Origin of the sequence: Pseudomonas sp. TH49 (assembly GCF_016650625.1) — a bacterium.
GTDB lineage: Bacteria > Pseudomonadota > Gammaproteobacteria > Pseudomonadales > Pseudomonadaceae > Aquipseudomonas > Aquipseudomonas fluorescens_H.
In genome coordinates this window covers 1,525,184-1,544,524 of sequence record NZ_JAEKFL010000002.1, presented here as the reverse complement: position 1 = coordinate 1,544,524, position 19,341 = coordinate 1,525,184, and the positions used below count along the sequence as shown (strand labels likewise).

General features: G+C 60.7%; 17 protein-coding genes and 1 pseudogene. 10 read left to right on the top strand and 8 right to left on the bottom strand.

Translation table 11 applies throughout. From position 1 onward, the window contains the following. The first annotated feature begins 34 nt into the window (after positions 1-34). Positions 35-505, top strand: coding sequence for a DUF1289 domain-containing protein (locus JFU48_RS24295; protein WP_007965774.1), 471 nt, complete (start codon positions 35-37; stop codon positions 503-505). A 111-nt stretch (positions 506-616) separates the two neighbouring features. Here JFU48_RS24295 and JFU48_RS24290 read toward each other — a convergent pair whose 3' ends face one another. Next, positions 617-1,480, bottom strand: a complete 864-nt coding sequence (locus JFU48_RS24290) for a universal stress protein (protein WP_103486529.1) — start codon at positions 1,478-1,480, stop codon at positions 617-619. Between the two features lie 159 nt (positions 1,481-1,639). On the opposite strand from JFU48_RS24290, the pseudogene miaE reads away from it, so the two are divergent. The 3 genes and pseudogenes from miaE to JFU48_RS24275 all read left to right on the top strand — a co-directional run bounded on the left by miaE (position 1,640) and on the right by JFU48_RS24275 (position 4,389). Continuing rightward, a pseudogene (gene miaE, locus JFU48_RS24285) lies at positions 1,640-2,247 on the top strand (tRNA isopentenyl-2-thiomethyl-A-37 hydroxylase MiaE). A gap of 147 nt (positions 2,248-2,394) precedes the next feature. Beyond that, positions 2,395-3,102: a response regulator gene (locus JFU48_RS24280; protein ID WP_045122404.1), complete on the top strand. Its 708-nt coding sequence runs from the start codon at positions 2,395-2,397 to the stop codon at positions 3,100-3,102. Then, positions 3,103-4,389 carry an ATP-binding protein gene (locus JFU48_RS24275; RefSeq protein ID WP_003224101.1) on the top strand — a complete coding sequence of 429 codons (1,287 nt, stop codon included), beginning with the start codon at positions 3,103-3,105 and terminating at the stop codon, positions 4,387-4,389. Positions 4,390-4,507: 118 nt separating this feature from the next. Here JFU48_RS24275 and JFU48_RS24270 read toward each other — a convergent pair whose 3' ends face one another. Then, on the bottom strand, positions 4,508-4,996 hold the full coding sequence (locus JFU48_RS24270; protein WP_201137925.1) for a GFA family protein: 489 nt from the start codon (positions 4,994-4,996) through the stop codon (positions 4,508-4,510). A gap of 207 nt (positions 4,997-5,203) precedes the next feature. On the opposite strand from JFU48_RS24270, the gene JFU48_RS24265 reads away from it, so the two are divergent. From JFU48_RS24265 to JFU48_RS24255, 3 genes are all read left to right on the top strand, one after another. Continuing rightward, entirely contained in the window at positions 5,204-6,088 is an 885-nt protein-coding gene (locus tag JFU48_RS24265) for a LysR substrate-binding domain-containing protein (protein WP_103486527.1), read from the top strand. A 99-nt stretch (positions 6,089-6,187) separates the two neighbouring features. Then, on the top strand, positions 6,188-7,309 hold the full coding sequence (gene aguA / locus JFU48_RS24260; protein WP_201137924.1) for an agmatine deiminase: 1,122 nt from the start codon (positions 6,188-6,190) through the stop codon (positions 7,307-7,309). Between the two features lie 2 nt (positions 7,310-7,311). After that, positions 7,312-8,409, top strand: a complete 1,098-nt coding sequence (locus tag JFU48_RS24255; RefSeq protein WP_112997801.1) for an extracellular solute-binding protein — start codon at positions 7,312-7,314, stop codon at positions 8,407-8,409. Between the two features lie 106 nt (positions 8,410-8,515). On the opposite strand, the gene JFU48_RS24250 is transcribed toward JFU48_RS24255, so the two are convergent. Genes JFU48_RS24250 through JFU48_RS24240 form a run of 3 tightly spaced genes read right to left on the bottom strand, consistent with a single transcriptional unit; the run spans position 8,516 to position 11,046 of the window. Continuing rightward, the gene (locus JFU48_RS24250; protein WP_201137923.1) at positions 8,516-9,133 is read right to left on the bottom strand and encodes a DNA-3-methyladenine glycosylase family protein; all 618 of its coding nucleotides are present in this window, start codon (positions 9,131-9,133) and stop codon (positions 8,516-8,518) included. 1 nt (position 9,134) lies between these two features. After that, complete coding sequence (locus JFU48_RS24245) at positions 9,135-9,932, bottom strand: isocitrate lyase/PEP mutase family protein (RefSeq protein WP_201137922.1); 798 nt, start codon at positions 9,930-9,932, stop codon at positions 9,135-9,137. A gap of 31 nt (positions 9,933-9,963) precedes the next feature. Then, a complete protein-coding gene (locus JFU48_RS24240; protein ID WP_201137921.1) occupies positions 9,964-11,046 on the bottom strand; it encodes a bifunctional transcriptional activator/DNA repair enzyme AdaA in 1,083 nt (360 codons plus the stop codon). Positions 11,047-11,154: 108 nt separating this feature from the next. On the opposite strand from JFU48_RS24240, the gene JFU48_RS24235 reads away from it, so the two are divergent. Then, positions 11,155-11,568, top strand: coding sequence for a VOC family protein (locus JFU48_RS24235; RefSeq protein WP_201137920.1), 414 nt, complete (start codon positions 11,155-11,157; stop codon positions 11,566-11,568). Positions 11,569-11,571: 3 nt separating this feature from the next. Here JFU48_RS24235 and JFU48_RS24230 read toward each other — a convergent pair whose 3' ends face one another. After that, positions 11,572-12,192 (bottom strand): LysE family translocator, encoded by a 621-nt coding sequence (locus JFU48_RS24230; protein ID WP_201137919.1) that lies wholly within the window; start codon positions 12,190-12,192, stop codon positions 11,572-11,574. Between the two features lie 275 nt (positions 12,193-12,467). On the opposite strand from JFU48_RS24230, the gene JFU48_RS24225 reads away from it, so the two are divergent. Together JFU48_RS24225 and JFU48_RS24220 are read left to right on the top strand one after the other, a co-directional pair. Next, positions 12,468-13,082 (top strand): biliverdin-producing heme oxygenase, encoded by a 615-nt coding sequence (locus JFU48_RS24225; protein ID WP_201137918.1) that lies wholly within the window; start codon positions 12,468-12,470, stop codon positions 13,080-13,082. Beyond that, positions 13,079-15,325 (top strand): ATP-binding protein, encoded by a 2,247-nt coding sequence (locus JFU48_RS24220; RefSeq protein ID WP_201137917.1) that lies wholly within the window; start codon positions 13,079-13,081, stop codon positions 15,323-15,325. The genes JFU48_RS24225 and JFU48_RS24220 overlap by 4 nt, the downstream gene beginning before the upstream one ends. A gap of 50 nt (positions 15,326-15,375) precedes the next feature. On the opposite strand, the gene JFU48_RS24215 is transcribed toward JFU48_RS24220, so the two are convergent. Both JFU48_RS24215 and JFU48_RS24210 read right to left on the bottom strand, forming a co-directional pair. Next, positions 15,376-18,222: a hypothetical protein gene (locus JFU48_RS24215; RefSeq protein ID WP_201137916.1), complete on the bottom strand. Its 2,847-nt coding sequence runs from the start codon at positions 18,220-18,222 to the stop codon at positions 15,376-15,378. Continuing rightward, on the bottom strand, positions 18,219-19,076 hold the full coding sequence (locus JFU48_RS24210; protein WP_201137915.1) for a hypothetical protein: 858 nt from the start codon (positions 19,074-19,076) through the stop codon (positions 18,219-18,221). The genes JFU48_RS24215 and JFU48_RS24210 overlap by 4 nt, the downstream gene beginning before the upstream one ends. Positions 19,077-19,341: the final 265 nt, after the last annotated feature.

Genomic DNA, 19,341 nt, shown 5'->3' with positions numbered 1-19,341 from the left:
CGGCCTGTTCCGCGTTTCAGTGTTTTGCCAATTTATGCCCAATCAGACCATCAAGACCCCCTGCGTCGGCCTCTGCTCCACTGTTTACGGAGATCTGGTGTGCCGTGGCTGCAAGCGTTTCCACCACGAAGTGATCCACTGGAATGGTTACGGCGAGGAGGAAAAGCGTGCGGTGTGGTTGCGGCTGGAGCAATTGCTGTCACAAGTGATGGCCAGCAAGGTCGAGATCTTCGATCCGGCGCGCCTTCGCCAACAACTGGAACAGCGCAAGATCCGCTTCGTGCCGCATCAGTCGGAGTATTGCTGGGCGTATCAGCTGATTGCTCGCGGGGCGCGGGTGATCATTAATCTGGAAGCCTACGGGATGGTGTTGCTGCCGGAGTTCCGCGACTGGAACCTGCCGGAATTGCGTGACGCCATTGATCGGGAATTCTTCCTGCTGTCGGAAGCGCATTATCAGCGCTACATCGCTCCCGGTTTCCTCAAGGACGCCTTCGGCGCCTGAAGATCAAAAGCTTCGCGAGCAAGCCCGCTCCCACAGGGATTTTGTGTTCGACATCAATCCACTGTGGGAGCGGGCTTGCTCGCGAAGGGGCCGTTTCAGGCACCGCAACGCTTAATGCTTCACCGCCAACTCCACCAGATGATCCTCAACCTCCTGCGGCTTGAGTACCAGCACATCGCTTTCCAGCGCATCCAGCACCACTTCGGCGGTATTGCCGATCAATGCGCCTGACAACCCGGTTCGCGCCACGGTGCCGATCACCGTCACCGCCGCCTGCAGCTTGTGCGCCATGAACGGAATCAGCACGTCCGCCGGGCCTTCCTCGATGTGCAGATGCTCGTCATCCACATCGAATTCAGCCTGAAATGCCTTGCACTGCTCGCGATATTTCGCCTCGATCGTCGACTTGAGCTGGAACACCGGATCCGCCGAGGACAGCATCGGCGACGGATGGGCCGTGATGACATGCAGATGCCCCTTGGCGAGGCTCGCGATGTCGTAGCCGTGATCGATGATCGTGGTGTGCAAATGCCGGTGTTCGCCATCGGCATTGCCGACATCGACGGCCGCCAGAATCACCCGGTCTTTCCACGGTGTGCTGGTTTTCACCAGCAGTACCGGGGTCGGGCAGTGCCGCAGCAGTTTCCAGTCGGCCGGGGTCAGCAGGGCTTTTTTCAGGGCGCTGTCGGGGAAGTGCTGTTTGACCACCAGCCCGCAGCCTTCGGCCTGCTGCACATCGATGATGGTTTCGTGCAGGCTCTCGTTCCACGCCTGTTCGGTGGTCACGCTGTAGCCATCGGCGATCAGCGCGGCTTTGAGTACACCGAGCATGGCCGCGTGGTCGTGCTTGCGGTCGCACACCAGCAGGTGCAGATGGGCCTGCGTCACGCCGGCGATCAACTTGGCGCGCTTGAGCGCCAGGCTTTCCGAATGTTCGGGGTCGATGACCACCAGAATGCTGCGAATGGCTTGCATGAGCGGAGTCTCCAGCAAAGAAAAGGCACGGCGTAGCACAACTATAGTTGCTGCTCATATGCCTGCGACTTGATGCATATCAACGCCTGCGACTGGTGGTCTGCGGGCAGGCCGGTATAATCGGCGGCCTTTGCTCGTACACCTTTTACCGTGAGCCCCATGATCCTTCCCGAAATCCACGAATTCCTTGGCTGCCGCACGCCCGACGCTGGGTCCAGGCGGCACTGGCCGATCAGGAAACCCTACTGATCGACCACAAGAACTGCGAGTTCAAGGCCGCCAGTACCGCGTTGAGCCTGATTGCCAAGTACCATTCCCACGTCGACCTGATCAACATGATGTCGCGTCTGGCCCGCGAAGAACTGGTGCACCACGAACAAGTCATGCGCATCATGAAGCGCCGCAAGATCGAGCTACGCCAGCTGCACGCCGGGCGGTACGCGTCGAGTCTGCGCAAAGTGGTGCGCAGCCACGAACCGGTGAAACTGGTGGATACGCTGGTGGTCGGCGCATTTATCGAAGCGCGCAGTTGCGAGCGTTTCGAAGCGCTGGTGCCGCATCTCGACGAAGAACTCGGCAAGTTCTATTTCGGTCTGTTGAAAAGCGAGGCGCGGCATTTTCAGGGTTATCTGAAACTGGCTTACCAGTACGGCGACGCGAAGGACATCGCTCAGGTGATCGACAAGGTCCGTGCTGCCGAGCAGGAACTGATCGAGTCGCCTGATGAAGAGTTCCGCTTTCACAGTGGTGTGCCGGCTGCGGCCTGAGACACAAACTGTAAAAAACTCTTAAGAGTATGAAATATCACCGAAAACCGGCCCCTGCGGCCGGTTTTTGCTGCCCGAAACAACGCCTCGGCGGCGATTGCCGCCATACTGTCGCCCACTTCACACATGGGTTGGCAGACGGTCGTTATGGATAACCTGGGTTTTGGCAAAGTCCTGCTGGTCGAAGACGACGAGCGTCTGGCCACGCTGATTGCGCACTTTCTCGAACAGCATGGCTACGAAGTGCGCGCGGTGCACCGCGGCGATCTGGCGGTGGCCGCGTTTCTCGAGTTCCAGCCCAAAGTGGTGGTGCTCGACCTGATGCTGCCGGGGCAGAGCGGCTTGCACGTGTGCCGGGAAATTCGCAGTGTGGCGGACACGCCGATTGTCATCCTCACCGCCAAGGAAGACGATCTCGACCACATTCTCGGTCTGGAATCCGGCGCCGATGACTACGTGATCAAACCGATCAAACCGCCGGTATTGCTCGCTCGGCTGCGCGCCTTGCAGCGGCGCCAGGTGCCGGACAGCGGCGTGGTCAGCTCGCTGGAATTCGGACGGTTAAGCATCGATCGCAGCTGCCGCGAAGTGCGTCTGGCCGGCGAGATCATCGAAATGACCACCATGGAGTTCGAGCTGCTGTGGCTGCTGGCCAGCGCCGCCGGCAAGACCCTGTCCCGCGATGACATCCTCAATCGCATGCGCGGTATCGCTTTTGACGGGCTCAACCGCAGCGTCGACGTGTACATCAGCAAATTGCGCAACAAACTCAAAGACAATCCCCGCGAACCGGTGTGCATCAAGACCGTGTGGGGCAAGGGTTACCTGTTCAATCCGTTCGCGTGGGAGCTGTAAATGCTGCGGTTATTCCTCGGGCTGTTTCTGGTGATGACGGTGGGGCTGGTTCTGGCCCTGCAAACCGTCGAGCACACCTTTAACGCGTTGCTCGACAATCAGATGCAGGCCTACAACCGTGAAGCAGTGCGCGGTCAGGCGTGGTCACTGGTCGAACACATGCGCGATCAGCAGGGAGCGGCGCGTGAGCAACAACTGGAAGCGTTGCGTCCGCACTACGGTCTGTCGCTGAAACTGGTCGAGGCCGATCAACTGGCGCTCAGCGCTGAGGAAAAGGCCGAACTGGCGCAGAACCTGCTGGTGATTCGCGACAACTACACCCAGTTCATCAGCAACATCGACGGTGGCTCGCAACTGCTCAGCATCAAGCTGCCGCCCGAGCCGAGCCTGATGCCGTTCTACATCGCGGTGGCTTACGCGATGCTCGCAGTGCTGATCGGCATCGTCCTGTTCTTCTGGGTGCGCCCGCACTGGCGTGATCTGGAAAAACTGCGTCTGGCCGCCGAACGCTTTGGCGACAACGACCTGTCGGTGCGCATTCAACTGTCGAAACGCTCGAACATCCGCGACCTGGCCGAACACTTCAACCTGATGGCGGCGCGCATTGAGAGCCTGATCGCCAATCAGCGCGAACTGACCAACGCGGTGTCCCACGAACTGCGTACGCCGATTGCGCGATTGTCGTTCGAACTCGACCAACTCAAGCAACAGCCGGACGCCAGTCAGAATCGTGAACTCATTGCCGACATGTACGCCGACCTTGGCGAGCTGGAAGAAATGGTCTCCGAGCTGCTGACCTACGCCAGCCTCGAACGTGGCGCGACGGTGATCAAGCGTGAAAACATCCAGGCCGCCAACTGGCTCGACAGCGTGGTCGGCAGCGTCGCGCTGGAGGCGGAAGCGGCGGGGGTGCAGTTGCTGATCGGTGATTGTCGGCTCGACACCGTGCGCATCGAGCCGCGCTTCATGGCGCGGGCGGTGATCAATCTGCTGCGCAACGCCATTCGTTATGCCGAGCAGCGAGTCGAAGTGACGCTGGTGCGCAGCGGCGATTACTACGAAGTGCGGGTCAACGACGACGGTCCGGGTGTGCCGGTGGAAGGTCGGGAGAAGATCTTCGAACCGTTCTCGCGGCTGGATGCCAGTCGCGATCGGCGTACCGGTGGTTTTGGCCTGGGGCTGGCGCTGGTGCGGCGGGTGTCGCAGTCCCATGGCGGGCAGGTCGAGGTCGGGGAATCGGCTTGGGGTGGGGCGTCGTTCCGGATGACCTGGGCGCATCTGGACTGATTTGGGTTGGCAGGTTGGGCCCCATCGCGAGCAGGCTCACTCCTACAAAGGAATCGATTCCAAATGTAGGCGTGAGCCTGCTCGCGATAGGGCCATCAATCACAGCGCGAAACTATGCTCATTTGACCAACCCCAACCGCTCATGCCACTGCGCAATCGACTCCTCGGGATACATCGCAAACTGCTTGTCCTCAGGCTTTGCATCCACCTCGACCCAGGACGCCTTCGACCCCAGCATCAAATGCGTGTGCTCCGGCGGCCCCGGCAGCGGCGTATCGATGGCCGAAGCGAACGGGTGAATCAGTTCCGGCCATTCCGGGCTGAACAGCCACAAACCACTGCCGCACTGAGAACAGAAATGCCGCTCGGCTGTGCTGCGATGGGCACGCTTTTCGCCTTCATCTTTCATCTTCGCGTGGTAGATGCTGATGTGCTTGCGACCCTGGACTTTCAGACTGGCCGCATCGCCGCCGAGGTTGATCGCGTAACCGCCACCGCCCTGGGTCTTGCGGCAGATCGAGCAGTAGCAGCGTTGATAAGGATAGGGATGGGCGCTGGTCAGACTGAAGGTGACGGCGCCGCAGTGGCAGGAGCCTTCGAGGTGCATGTTGGGCCTCCGGTTGGCTGAAGTGGGTGCGGTTGAGCCTAGAAGATTTGTGGTGATCATGTTGACGCCTTCGCGAGCAAGCCCGCTCCCACAGGGGAACGCATTTCAATGTGGGAGCGGGCTTGCTCGCGAAGAACGATAACGCGGTGCCACTGGACGCCTGCTCAAGGCCCGGTCAGCATGTCCCCAAAAAAGGCACCCCAATCCATGCGAAGACTCCCCTCACTGGCCGCCCTGCGAACCTTCGAATGCGCCGCCCGCCACGCGCATTTCGGTCGGGCCGCCGCCGAGTTGTGCGTCACCGACAGCGCGGTCAGTCACCAGATCCGGCAACTTGAAGAACAACTCGGCGTCTCGCTGTTCATCCGCGAAGGCCGGCAGATCCGCCCGACCATCGCCGCCGGGCGCTTGATGCAGAGCCTGCAGCAGGCCTTCGAACTGATCGGCGAGGCTTGCGATGAACTACGCGATCCGTCCTCGTTGGCGGTGTTGCGCCTGGCGGTCACCGCCGAACTGGCGCAGAAGTGGCTGATGAACCGCCTCACCGATTTTTACGCACGCTATCCGCACATCACCCTGCATCTCTACGAGCAGCCGATTGACGCCAGTGCCCCCGGCGAAGACATCGATCTGGCAATCACCTACGGCACCGGCCCGGTGGACAGCAGCGCCTATTTCGTGCGGCCGTTGCCGGCGCTGCAATTCTTCCCGGTGTGCAGCCCCGGACTGTTCAACCAGGGCTCTCTGAAAGCCCCGAAGGACCTGGCCCGTCATTGCTTGCTGCACGACGATCAGGACGGCAAGACCTGGACCGCCTGGCTCACCAGTCATGCCGGAGATCTGCGCCCGCAGCGCCAGTTGTATTTCGCCCACGCCGGTCTGGCGCTGGAAGCGGCGGCGCAGGGGCAGGGCGTGGCGATGGGCGACAACCTCACTGCGCAGGAAGACTTGCTGAGCGGACGCCTGGTGCGGCCGTTCGCGTCAAGCATGACCGCGCTGGGCCAATACGCGCTGGTCTGCGAGCGACTGCGACTGGAGCGTCCGGCAGTGGCGCAGATGCTCGAATGGTTCAACGATCAACTGGCCGATTGATGAGTTGAATTCAACTGTTCCGCAATAATCATCGTTGGCGGGCCAGCCGTCCGCGACCGTAGCCTGTGGTCATTCCCAACCCCAAGACGAGGTTTGACCATGGCACGTTTGCTCGACTCCACCCCCAAACACGACGGCTTTCGTCTGCCCGGCGAATTCGAAGCCAAATCCGGTTGCTGGCTCGGCTGGCCGGAGCGCACCGACGTGTGGCGCAACGGTGCGAAACCGGCGCAGAAAGTCTGGGTACAGATTGTCAGCGCCATCGCGCAGAGCGAACCGGTCACCGTGTGCGCCTCCGCTGCACAATTCGCCACTGCGCGCCGCCAGTTGCCACCGCAGGTGCGCGTGGTCGAGATGACCTGCAACGACACCTGGTTCCGCGACAGCGGTCCGTGTTTCGTGGTCAACGACCAGAGCGGCGAAGTGCGTGGCGTCGATTTTGAATTCAACGCTTACGGCGGCCTTGACGGCGGCCTGTATTACCCGTGGGACAAGGACGACCAGATCGCCAGCAAGATCCTCGAAATCGAACGTTTCGACCGTTACCGCGCACCGCTGATTGCCGAACTCGGCGGCATCCAGAGCGATGGTCAGGGCAGCATCCTCACCACCGAACAATGCCTGCTCAACCGCAATCGCAACCAGCATCTGGGCAAGGACGAAGTCACTCGACGCCTGACCGATTACCTCGGCGCCGAGCAGGTGATCTGGCTGCCACGGGGCTGCAAGTTCGACGAGACCGATGGCCATGTCGATGATCTGGCGTGCTTCGTACGCCCGGGCGAAGTGGTGCTGCAATGGACCGACAACCGCGATGATCCGCAGTGGGAAATCTATCAGGAGGCCTACGACATCCTGCGCAGCACCCGCGACAGCCGGGGGCGCGAGTTGATCGTGCATAAACTGCCGCAACCGGACGTGCTGGAGTGGACTGCCGAAGAAGCCGAGGGCCTCGATCAGCAGGACAGCACGCACACCCGTCAGGCCGGCACCCAAATCTGCGCGTCGTACATCAATTACTACGCCGGCAACAGCTCGATCGTGGTGCCGCTGTTCGGTGATCGCAACGACCAGGTGGCCCTGGCGACCCTCGCCGAACTGTTCCCGCAGCACAAGATCGTCGGCATCGAAAACTCCCGGGAAATCCTCCTTGGTGGCGGTAACGTTGCGTGCATCACCATGCCGCAATACGCCGGCGTGCCTCACAAGAAGGGGGTGTGATGATGGGCCTGCACAAACTGACTCAAGCGTTACTGCTGGTGCTTGCACCCCTGTGTGTGCAGGCCGCCGACACCGCCAGACCGGTGGTCAACCTGTACATCTGGGGCGAGTATCTGGCCCCGGATACGCTGAAGAATTTCGAGGCGCAGACCGGCATTCATGTGGTCGCCGATCACTTTGATTCGCTGGAAACCGTGGAGACCAAACTGCTCACCGGGCGCAGCGGTTATGACCTGGTGCTGACCGCCGGCCAGCACCTGTCGCGGGCCATCGAGAGCGGTGCGATCCAGCCGCTGGACAAGGCGCGGGTGCCGCATTTTTCCGGCGTCGGTGAAGAGTTCCGTCAGCACATGGCAGTGTTCGATCCGGGCAACCGCTTTGCTGGAATCTATGCTTGGGGCACGACCGGCGTCGGTTATCAGGAGCAGGCGATCAAGCAGCGTCTGCCGGAGGCGCCGACGGACAGTTGGGCGATGCTGTTCGATCCGGCAGTGGTCTCTAAATTTGCCGATTGCGGGGTGAGTCTGCTCAACGATCCAAACGAAGTGTTCGCCGCGGTCATGAAGTACCTGGGCCTGGACATCAACCGGCAGAACCTTGATGACCTGAAGCTCGCCGAGCAGCAACTGGCGAAGATCCGCCCGTACATTCGCTACTTCGACAACGACCTGAACATCAGCGACCTGGCCAACGGCAACACCTGCGTGGCGATGTCGTGGAACGGCAACGTGGCGATTGCGGCGGGGCAGGCGCAAGCGGCGAGCAAGCCGTTCCAGCTCAGTTACCGCATCCCGAAGGAGGGCACGCTGATCTGGTTCGACGCCATGGTCATTCCCAAGGACGCGCCGCATCCGCAGGCCGGGCTGGCGCTGATGGATTACCTGATGACTCCCGAGGTGATCGCGCCGATCACGGACACCATCCATTACGCCAATGCGATCACGGCGGCGGATGCTTTGGTCGATGCCTCGATCCGAAATGATCCGGGGACGTATCCGTCGGAGGCGGTGCGGGCTTCGCTGTACAGCAAGAATGACAATGGCAAGGCGTTCAACCGGGCTTTGATTCGGGCGTTCAGCCGGTTGAAGTCTGGTCTCTGATTTGAGGTTGAATCGACTGGCGCCTTCGCGAGCAAGCCCGCTCCCGCAGGGGGAACGCATTTCAAAATGTGGGAGCGGGCTTGCTCGCGAAGAACGATAACGCGGTCTATCCCTTGGCCACACGCCACAAATACCACGCCGCCACTGTCCGATACGGACTCCACGCCAAGCCGATTTCGATCATCTGCTTGCGCGTCGGCTGCACCTCCAGCCCCTTCAAGCGCCGATAGCCCTCGCGCACGCCAAAGTCATCCGCTGGCAAAATATCCATGCGTTCGAGGCTGTAGATCAACAGCATCTCCACCGTCCAGCGGCCAACCCCGCGCAGGCTGACCAAGCGTTCGATCAGCGCCTCGTCGTCCATCGCCAGCGCGGAGGGGTAATCCGGCACCACGCCGTCCAGCGTCGCCTGGGCGATGCCCTGAATAGTCGCAATCTTGCCCGCCGAAAAGCCGCAGCCGCGCAACTGATCAAAGTCGGTCGCGAGAATCTGCTCAGGCCGGGGAAACGTCTGCCCAGGAAACAACGCCACCAGGCGCCCGACAATCGCATCCCCAGCCTTGGCGTGCAGCTGCTGATAGGCAATCGCCCGCACCAGCGACTCATACGGATCACGCGCCGGGTGTGGTTGATGCAGACAAGGGCCGACCGCTGCAATGTGTCGCTGCCAGTCCTCGTCGAGCGCGGCCAGAAACTCGCTGGCCGCCTGATAACGATCCAGCATGCTATTTCAGCAGGCCGTTGACTTCGCCGTAGGTCAGCGCCTTCAGGTCGTGGGTGTCAAGCTTGCCGCTGGCGAGGAAGCTCTTCACCAGCGAACCCATCGCGCCATAAAGGAATTCGGCGATGCCGGAACCGGCACTCAAGCGGCGCACGCCCAGGGCTTGCAGCTCAGTCGGCGAGGGCAGGCAGGCGAAGCCGAGCACGTTCACCGGCAGTGACGTGCCCTTGCAGATTGCCTCGATTTCATACGCGGCAGTCACCCCGGCAGCAAACAGGCCATCGGCCCCGGCCGCCTGGTAAAACGCCGAACGGCGCAGGGTTTCGGCGACGCGATCCTCGGCCGGTACCAGACTCTTGAGGTAGACGTCGGTGCGCGCGTTGATGAACAGCTTCACATCGCGCTTGCGGGCGACTTCGCGTGCCACTTCGATCTTGCGCACCAACAGTTCCGGGGCGCCGCTGCCGTCCTCGATATTGATCCCGACCGCACCGGCAGCGAGCACCGCGTCGATGACTTCGGCCACGCGCCCGAGGTCATCGGAATAACCCGCCTCGATGTCCACGCTCAACGGCACCTTGATCACCCGGGCGATGGATTCCACGGTTGAAATCAGCCGTTCGAGGGGCAGGGTGTTGCCATCCGCATAGCCGTGCGCCCACGCGACCGCCGCGCTGCTGGTAGCGACAGCCTTACCGCCCGCTTGCTCGACCAGCCGCGCACCGGTGGCGTCGGCGACGTTGGTCAGGATCAGCAGGCCATCCTGGTGTAACTGGTGAAACCGAGTGTCGAGCGCGTTCATCGAAATCCCTTCTTGTGAGTGGTGCAAATCTTCAGAAAGTCAGTGGTTGCGTGAGCTGCACCGCAGCGTTTTCCAGCCGCAGCAGAAACGCCTTGCGCGGCTGCCCACCACCATAGCCGGTCAGCGAGCCGTCCGCACCGATCACTCGATGGCACGGCACCACGATCGCCAGCCGATTGTGCCCGTTGGCCAGCCCCACCGCGCGACTGGCGCCGGGTTTGCCCAAACGTGCGGCGAGGGTGCCGTAGGTGCTGGTGTGTCCATAAGGAATGTGCAGCAGTTGCTCCCAGACTTGCCGGTCGAACGCGCTGCCGGGCAGGTGTAGCGGCACGCTGAAAAGAGTGCGCGTCCCGGCAAAATATTCGTTGAGCTGCTCTTCGATCAGCTGCAAATGCGCGTTGTGCCCAGGCGCGACCACGTAGCCATGGCGGGTCTGTAACGCTTCGACTTCGCGGGTCAGCGCCGGGCGATCGAGAAACTCCAGCAACACCAGTCCGCGCCGTTCGGCCATGGCGATCATCGGCCCCAGCGGCGTGGTCAGGCGGGTGAACAGCAGCGGCTCACTGTTGGCCGCGCGCCCCGGGGTGATGTGGAACGACTTTTGGAACGCATCGCGAAAACCGCTGAGCGATTCGTAGCCTGAGTCGAACGCCGCATGGTCAATCGAGGTGCCTTGGCGAATCCCGCCCAGCGCCATGCCGAGCCGGCGGGTGCGCAGCCACGCATGGAAGGTCATGCCGAAATGCTGCTTGAACCAGCGCCGCAGTTTCAGCGGTTCAATACCTTCGGCCAGCAACTGTGCATCACTCCAGCGAACCTCCGGGTCGGCATCGACGGCTTTCAGCAGGCGCTGCACCCAGTCGGGGGCGATGGCGGCGGCGTCCAGCGGTTTGCAGCGCAGACAGGCGCGATAACCGGCGGACAGGCACTCATCGGCATGGGCGAAGAACTCGACGTTCTCCGGTTTCGGCTTGCGCGCCGTGCAACTGGGGCGGCAGAAGATCCCGGTGGTTTTCACGGCCGTGAAGAACACCCCTTCGTAGGCGGTGTCGCGTTCGAGCATGGCGCGAACCATCTCGGCGTGGGGCGGCAGCAGTGCGGTTTGTATGTTCATGGCCTGAGCTTAAATCCAGGATTTCGATGGCTCCACCGAAAAATCGACAGTGAATTTTTTCGATTCTGCACCACAATCAGCGGGTCGCCGATTCGATGGAGCCAACCCATGCAGCCGTTCATCATTCAACACCTCGATCACATCGTCCTGCGGGTCGCCGATCTGCAACGCAGTATCGATTTCTACGGTCAGGTATTTGGTGCCGAGGTGGTCAAGCACAACGAGCAACTGGGCCTGGTGCATTTGCGCGCCGGGACCTCGATGATCGACCTTGTCGACTTGCAGGGCGAGCTGGGCAAGAAGGGCGGCGGGGCGGCCGGCACTGAGCGACGCAACGTCGATCACTTCTGCCTGCGTATCGAACCCTTCGACGAACCGGCGCTGACCCAACACTTGCAGGCACACGGCCTGACTGTGGAAAAGGCCGCCAGACGCTTCGGTGCCGAGGGCTACGGTCTGTCGCTGTATTGTTTCGACCCGGACGGCAATCAAGTCGAACTCAAGGGGCCGTCAGAGGCCTAGGCCTCACGCCCGTTTGGCCATCAACAGCACCGAAGCCGCCGCCGACAACAGCCCCGCGCAGCAACGGTTGAAGATCCGCTTGCCGCGCGGCTCGGCGAACCAGCGGCGCATGTGCAGGCCCATCCAGGCGTAGGCGCCGATGGCGATCCATTCCAGCAGCAGGAACAGCGCGCCGAGCACGGCGAATTGCGCCGGTACCGGACGGCTCGGGTCAACGAATTGCGGCAGGAATGCCGTGAACAGCAGGATTGCTTTCGGATTGCCCGCCGCCACCAGGAACTCCTGACGCGCCAACCGCCAGAACCCCACCGACGCTCCCGCCACCTGCTGCTCAGCCTCGGGGTTGGCGCGACACAGTTGCCAGGCGAGGTACAGCAGGTACGCCGCGCCAATGATCTTGATCGCATGGAACAGCCATTCCGAGGTTTGCAGCACCACCGACAACCCGGCGCCGGCGAGGGCGATCATCCCGGCGAACGCGATAATCCGCCCGACGCCGGCCGCGCAGGCCCGGCGATAGCCATAGCGGGTGGCATTGCTGACCGACAGCAGGTTGTTCGGCCCGGGGGCCATGTTCAGGGCGAAACAGGCCGGGAGAAACAGCGACAGCGTGGCGAGGTCCATGGGCTTGGGCTCCAGAAGCGATGACGCTTTTTTATCACAGGCTGCGGGCGCGCTGACCCGTACAGTCACGCGGTGCTGTCGCGGTACAGCCTCGATAACCCCCTTAGTCGAGTCGAACTTTTCCGATTTTGCGGAACTCTGAAAGGTCAGAAGGCGACGGTTTCGTCCGAAAAAAACTGTGCGCCAGGTCAGAAAAGGCATTTGCCGTGTAGTATCCGTCCAACGTTGCAAGCACCCCGCATGGCCCCGAAGCGGCCCCACCAAGAGCGATTTACATGCAAGCAAAGGCCCGTGAAGTTTATGTGCCACTGGTGCTGCAAGATCTGCGAGCCGGTACTGCCGAGCTGCATATCGCACTGGAAAAGCGTCTTCCTTTTTTCTCCGATTCCCTCGATGCGAACGCCTTTGAACGTCTGATGCAGGCTTACTACGGCTTTTATCTGCCGCTGGAAAGCGCATTACTCGACAGCGGCTCGATCCCGGTCGATTTCGATCTGGCGCCACGTCTCAAGGCGCAAACCCTGCTCAATGATTTGCAGGCTCTGGGCCTGACGGCCGAGACCATCGCGCGTCTGCCGCTGTGTCAGTCGTTGCCAGTGATCGACTCCAGCGCGACCTGCCTGGGGGTGTTGTATGTGCTGGAAGGGGCAACCCTTGGCGGGCAGATCCTGCGCCGCGAAATCGCCTCGAGGTTGCGCCTGAACGCCGACAATGGCGCGGCATTCCTCGACATTTATGGCGCCGCCACCGGTCGCCGCTGGCGCGATTTCATTGAATACCTGGGCAGTCGGTCGCTGGATGCGGGCGAACGTGAGGCCGTGGTTGCGGCGGCCCAAACCACATTCAGCTGTTTCGAGCGTTGGCTCGAAAGCCGGGAGGTACTGGCATGACTCCGCAAGACAAAGAAGCCTTTGAAGAACTGCTGGCCAACTGTGCCGACGAACCGATCCGCTTTCCCGGGGCGATCCAGCCCCACGGTTTGCTGCTGACTCTGAGCGAGCCGGCGCTGGAAATCATTCAGATCAGTGCCAACGTCGAGACCCTGCTGGCACGTCCGGCGCAGGAACTGATCGGCCAGCCGCTGCACAAGTTGCTGGGTGAGGCTCATGCGGCGACCGTTAGCGACGCGTTGCTGCATCCGGTGTTCGCCGATGCCGGACCGCTGCATTTTCGCCTCAACGGCACTGCGTTCGAAGGGCTGCTGCACCGTCATCAGGGCGTATTGATTCTGGAACTGGAAATCCACGTCGAGAATTTCCAGCCGCGTAACGTCGCCAGCAATCCAACCAATCTGGGACGTATGCTCCAGCGTCTGCAAGCGGCCACCACGTTGCAGGCGCTGTATGAAATCAGCGTCAAGGAAATCCAGGCGATGACTGGGTACGACCGGGTGCTGATCTATCGCTTCGAGGAGGAGGGTCACGGTCAGGTCATCGCCGAGGCGTCCGATCCGTCGATGGAAGTGTTCAATGGCCTGTTCTTCCCGGCCTCGGACATCCCCGAGCAGGCGCGCGAGCTGTACCGCACCAACTGGCTGCGGATCATCCCGAATGCCGATTATCAGCCAGTGCCGCTGGTGCCCAAGCTGCGCCCGGACACCCAGACCCCGCTGGACCTGAGTTTCGCCACCCTGCGCAGTGTTTCGCCGATTCACTGCCAGTACATGAAGAACATGGGCGTGCTGTCGTCGATGAGTATTTCCCTGCTCAAGGGCGACAAGCTCTGGGGCCTGATCAGTTGCGGCAACCGTCAGCCGCTGCATGTGCCGCACGAACTGCGCAGCGCGTGTCAGACCATCGGCCAGGTGCTGTCGCTGCAGATCAGTGCGATGGAGTCGCTGGAAATCAGCCGCCAGCGCGAGGAGAAAGTCGAGGCGTTGGCGCTGCTCAATCAGGCAATGGTCGACTCGCCGCAAAACGTCTTTGACGGACTGGCCGGGCAACCCGAGGTGCTGATGGCCCTGACGGGGGCCGGCGGTATTGCGATCATCGAAGACAAACAGCTGCACCGTTACGGCAACTGCCCGGAGCCGGAAGAGATTCGCGCGCTGCACAAATGGTTGCAGGAAACCGGCGAGCCGGTGTTCGCCAGCCATCACTTGGCGAGCGTCTATCCGCCGGCCACGCAGTTTCAGCCAGTGGCCAGCGGCGTGCTCGCCATGAGCCTGCCCAAACCGGTGGACAACGGCGTGTTGTGGTTCCGCCCCGAGGTCAAGGAGAACATCAACTGGAGCGGTGACCCGCGCAAGCCGCTGGACCTGGAAAACTCCGACGCCGGCCTGCGTCTGCGCCCGCGCACCTCGTTCGAAATCTGGAAAGTCGAGATGGCCGGGATCTCCACCAAATGGAGCCATGGCGATCTGTTTGCGGCCAACGATCTGCGCCGTTCGGCACTGGAAAATGACCTCGCCCGCCAAGTGTGCCGCGAGCAGGAAGCGGTACGCGCCCGTGATGAACTGGTGGCGGTGGTTTCGCATGATCTGCGCAATCCGATGACGGTGATTTCGATGCTCTGCGGCATGCTGCACAAGGCCTTCAGCTCCGATGGGCCGCACACTTCGCGGCGCATCTCCACGGCCATCGACACCATGCAGCAGGCAGCCGGGCGGATGAACACGCTGCTGGAAGACTTGCTCGATACCTCGAAGATCGATGCCGGGCGCTATACCATTGCGCCGCAGACCCTGGATGTCGGGCAGATGTTCGAGGAAACCCAGTCACTGCTCGGGCCACTGGCGCTGGACAAGGACATCAGCATCTCGTTCGAAGCCGATCCCGACCTGAAAATCCATGCCGACCCGGAACGCCTGTTTCAGGTGTTGTCGAACCTGATCGGCAACGCGATCAAGTTCACCCCGCGCAAAGGCTCGGTGGGCGTGCTGGCCAAGTCTGACGGTAAAGAGATCGTGTTTACTGTGCGTGACACTGGCGAAGGCATTCCCAAGGAAAACCTGGCGCGGGTGTTTGATCGTTACTGGACGGTGAAGGAAGGCAATCCGACCGGAACCGGCCTGGGCTTGTACATCACCCAAGGAATTATTGAAGCCCATGGTGGGCGGATCGAGGCCAGCAGTGAGCCGGGGCAGGGCACGGAGTTTCGGTTTACGGTGCCGGTGATGCTTGCGGGCGAATGATGAAATAGCCCGGTCGGTTGATACCGGCCGGGCCATAGGTCTAGTCGGGATTACAAATCGCCGTCGAGGCCATGGAGCGCGCTGATTGATTCTTTTGACAGCGGACTGAAACGGTTGTGTCGCAGCTCGTGGATCGCATACAGGGCGCGACCCGTGCGGCCGTTGCCGTCACCGAACACATGAAAGCCCGCCACCGTAGCGAACATTTGCTTGCCAAAGTGTTCATGGGCGGGGTCGAGAAGCTTCAGATGATCCTGCATCAAGGAAAAGCCACTGATGTTGCTGCCATATTTTGTAGGGTGCGTGCCTACACGAATGATGTCAGCGGTCGCCGGCGCGATACTGACGTGTAACTGGCGGATCAGATCCGGGTCAGTGAGGGGCTTGTTGCTGTCGGCGTACTCTCGCAGTATGGCTACGATACTGTCGAGGTCGTTGCCCGGCGAGTTCGAAGCATGAACGATCCACGCTCCGGCTCGCTGGGCGTTATCGGTAAAGCCTTTAGGGTTGTAGCGTGACTCGGGCACTACGCCGTTGTAAGGGGCTGCCCCCAGATCCTGTTTCAGCACATTCTGCTGATGGTTTTTCATGTAGATAACCTTACGCGCCTCCAACTCGCTGAACGACTCCAGCAAATCAGAATATTCGCTGCCGGCTGAGCGCGCGGCGCTGTATTCGTGGCCGTTCTTTGTCATGAACGTTGTCAACAGATCATCGAGTGCCGTCTGGCCGATCAGGGCCTCCAGCTCCTGAGTCTTTTGCAGTTTGCGTGTGGTACTCACCAGTGCATTTTTGTACAGCTGGTCCAACTCCGCGTAGCTGGCACCTTTGGGTAGCGCAGTGTTCTGGTCCAGCAGGCGCTTGAGGACCTGGCTGGCGGTTTCAATGCTGTCATCCTGAAACAGCGCTCGCCCGTGTGCCACCGTCGGTAATGTCATGCGAATCTCCGCCGCCGCCCCGGACTTGCCCAGCGCTTTGACCAGGTCATAAGAGCCGCTGCTGGTGCTGGTCAGCCGCCGGAGTTGACGAGCACTGATACGGCTGACGGTGTTGCCGTAATGAGTAAGCTTCAGCGCACTTTTACCCAGCAGTTTGCCGGTGCCGACCAACAGTTGTGGAACGCCGTCCAGCGGGTTGAACAGCGATACCAGAACATTGCCGGCCACGCGGCTGAGGCTTAACAGCCGCGTGCTGCTGGCCGCGGCTTTGGCCAGGGCCCCGGCCGCCCCGATAAAGACAAAGGCCACGGCGAGGGCGTCGATGACACAGCTGAAGGCCGCCCCGCTGCGTTGATCCGGATCATCCGACGTCAGTTGCTGGATACAGCCCCGGAACGGAATGAAGATATTCAGAATGATGTTGGCAACGCGTTCGTACTCCTCCTGCTGCTCTTCGTATTCAGTCTGGTCATAGCCCATCCGGTAATACTCGTCATAGGTGATGGCCGGGTTCTTTTGTGCAATGAAGTCGGCCATGTCCTTGAGCCTGGCGGAGCGAAAACTGTCCATCGGCGAGACATGCCAGGCGGAAGGCTCGTTGTGCTCGGTAAATTCCCCCAGCCGATCAAGCAGCATGCCGAACTCGCGAATCTGCGCATATTCTTCAAGTTGCCAATGGTGGCGCGGCAGTAACCGGTTGATGTCCGCCTGTTCGGTTGGCCGAGGCGTTGCGCCCTCGAAGTAGGCCTTGTGCTCGCTCACGATGTTTTCGAGGTAGGTGAGGCGCGGGAAAACTCCTGTTTCCTCATTGGTCGCTTCGTCGAAGCTGCCGGTGTCTTCGTTGAACGCTGACGCCTTGAAGTAAGCCTCGGCCAGACGTTCGCTGGTACGGCACAGCCCCTGTAGCGGGAACAATTCGAAGCAATGGTGCTTCGATTTGTGACGACACAGGATGACCACGCCGTGCGGGGAGAAGTGGTCGGCGCTGTGACCGGGAATGTTGCGGTTGCCGCGCACCAGATACACGGTTGACGCGCCCTGGGTCAGCGCTTGCCGTTCACTCAGGCTCAGGTTGGAAAACGCCAGCCGGATCATCGTGCTGATACCCGCCTTGAAGCGTTCGTGCTGCGGTTTGAGCTGCTCGGCGTACAACCCGTTGCCCGGCGCAAGATCCGCCAGGCCGGGATGCACATCGTGCAGATTGCGCTTGCTCGATTTGCTGGTGAGGTTCTTCCTATGCAACTGGTTGGCGAGGTAAAGATTGATCACCGTGTCGCGGATCAAACCACCCTTGTTGTGCGGTGAAGCGAACATTTCTCCCTGATTAGCAATGCCGGCGTCCAGCAGCGTTTGTCTTGCCAGTTTGCGGCGGCTGACCGGGGCCGCCGTAATGGCGTGCAGTGCGTCTTCCAGTTCCTTGGCATAAGCGCTGTAGTGATTCATCGCTGCTGTTGCAACGCCTTCTGGCGTCAGTGCCGCGTTTTCATCGGGAAGCATTTCGTTGATGGCTGCCCAGTCCATCACGCATTGCAGATTGAGGAGCTGATGTACGGTCCTTTGAGCATCGCTGAGCGGTGCAAGCGCGGCGAATTTGATCAGTTGCGCGTAGGACAGTGTCAGGGACAGCCCGGGCGCGATACGTTCCGTCAGCAGCACCGCTTTGCGCAACAATACCCAACCGGGCGAACCGATCAATAGCGTCTGCGGGGTCAGCACCAGGAACTCCGGGGACTGGCCCGCCAGCACCAGCTCCACCGCCAGGTGCGCGGCGAACGGATCGGCACGGTTGATCTGCTCGAACTGCTGTTTCAGCCGAGTACGGGCCTGGGCCGAGGTTTCGTGCACGTGCAACGGCGCGTAACGCAAGCCACGATGCGTCGCGACCCGTTCTTCCGAACCCATGTCCAGATCCAGCACGACAGCGGCGAGCAGCAACCGACTGCGCGTGATTTCGGTCATTGCCGGTGCCGGATTCGGGCCATGCAGGACTTCGAGACAGGTTTGCGCAAACTCCCGGGCTTCACGTGTTTCCAGCAGGTGTTCCCACGCCAGGCGCGGATCTCCATCACCAGCGCGCCACTTTTCTTCACCAGCAGCGCATCTGTCAGATAGTTGATCAACGGTTCGGCATCCCGGCCAGCATCGGCCATGCGCTTGCGCACCTGCTGCAGGATCAGCGGGTATTGCTCGGGTTCGACAATCAGCGCAGCGTCGTCGGCTTCTTCGCTGATGCCCCAGTAGTTGCCGAACTTCGGCGCGGGCGGCAGGGTGAATTTCAGGCAGTCGATCAGGTTGGCGATGGCGGCTTCGTCTTCAGGTCGGTCGATATCCTGAAAGATCAACCAGTTGCGCAAGGGAACTTTGTTGCCGGAAGAAATGATGCCGCCAGTACGCCGGGCGCCATTAGCCAGAAGTTCAACATCGGCGCGCAGCGCTTCGACTTCATAAAGTTGATCGGTAATGATGCTGTAATGAATGTAAGTACCGGTAGAACCTGTTTCTTCATGGGCGGCATAAACTTCGCCATTGCTCAACGCCATGAACCAATGGTTCTTGTCGATGCTCAGTTTGTCAGTGAAGCTGGCGAATTCCGGATGGTGGATTACCGTGCGTAGCAATAGTTTGCCGGCGTGATGTGCATGGTCGAAATCGCTACCTGCAATCACCTCGGTGACGAGTTGCAGGGCATCATCGCTGGTGCTGGAGTTTTGCAGAAGGAAGTGTCTGTTTTCCAGGGCTTTGGCAATGTTCAGGCGCTCTTGCTCATCGGCGGAAGCGGGGGCGGCGCTGAACAGGTTGCGGGTAATATCCATATAGAACTCTTCTGTTTCCAGGTTGATGTAATACAGCGATCAGTCACCGGTGGGGTGGCTGTTTGTGAAGTTGCCGGGGAATATAAAACATTGCCCGTCGTGATTTATCTGTTTTGAGTTTCAGGCTGTTTTCAAAAGTATCTGGATATTTGTTAGTTGGATTAACGTTAAAAGTTAATTCGTGATGGGCAGGTGATATGCCCTTCAAGGATGCTGTAGATTAATCGGGGTAATTTTGTTCAATACACCCAAGGGTGGCGCTGGT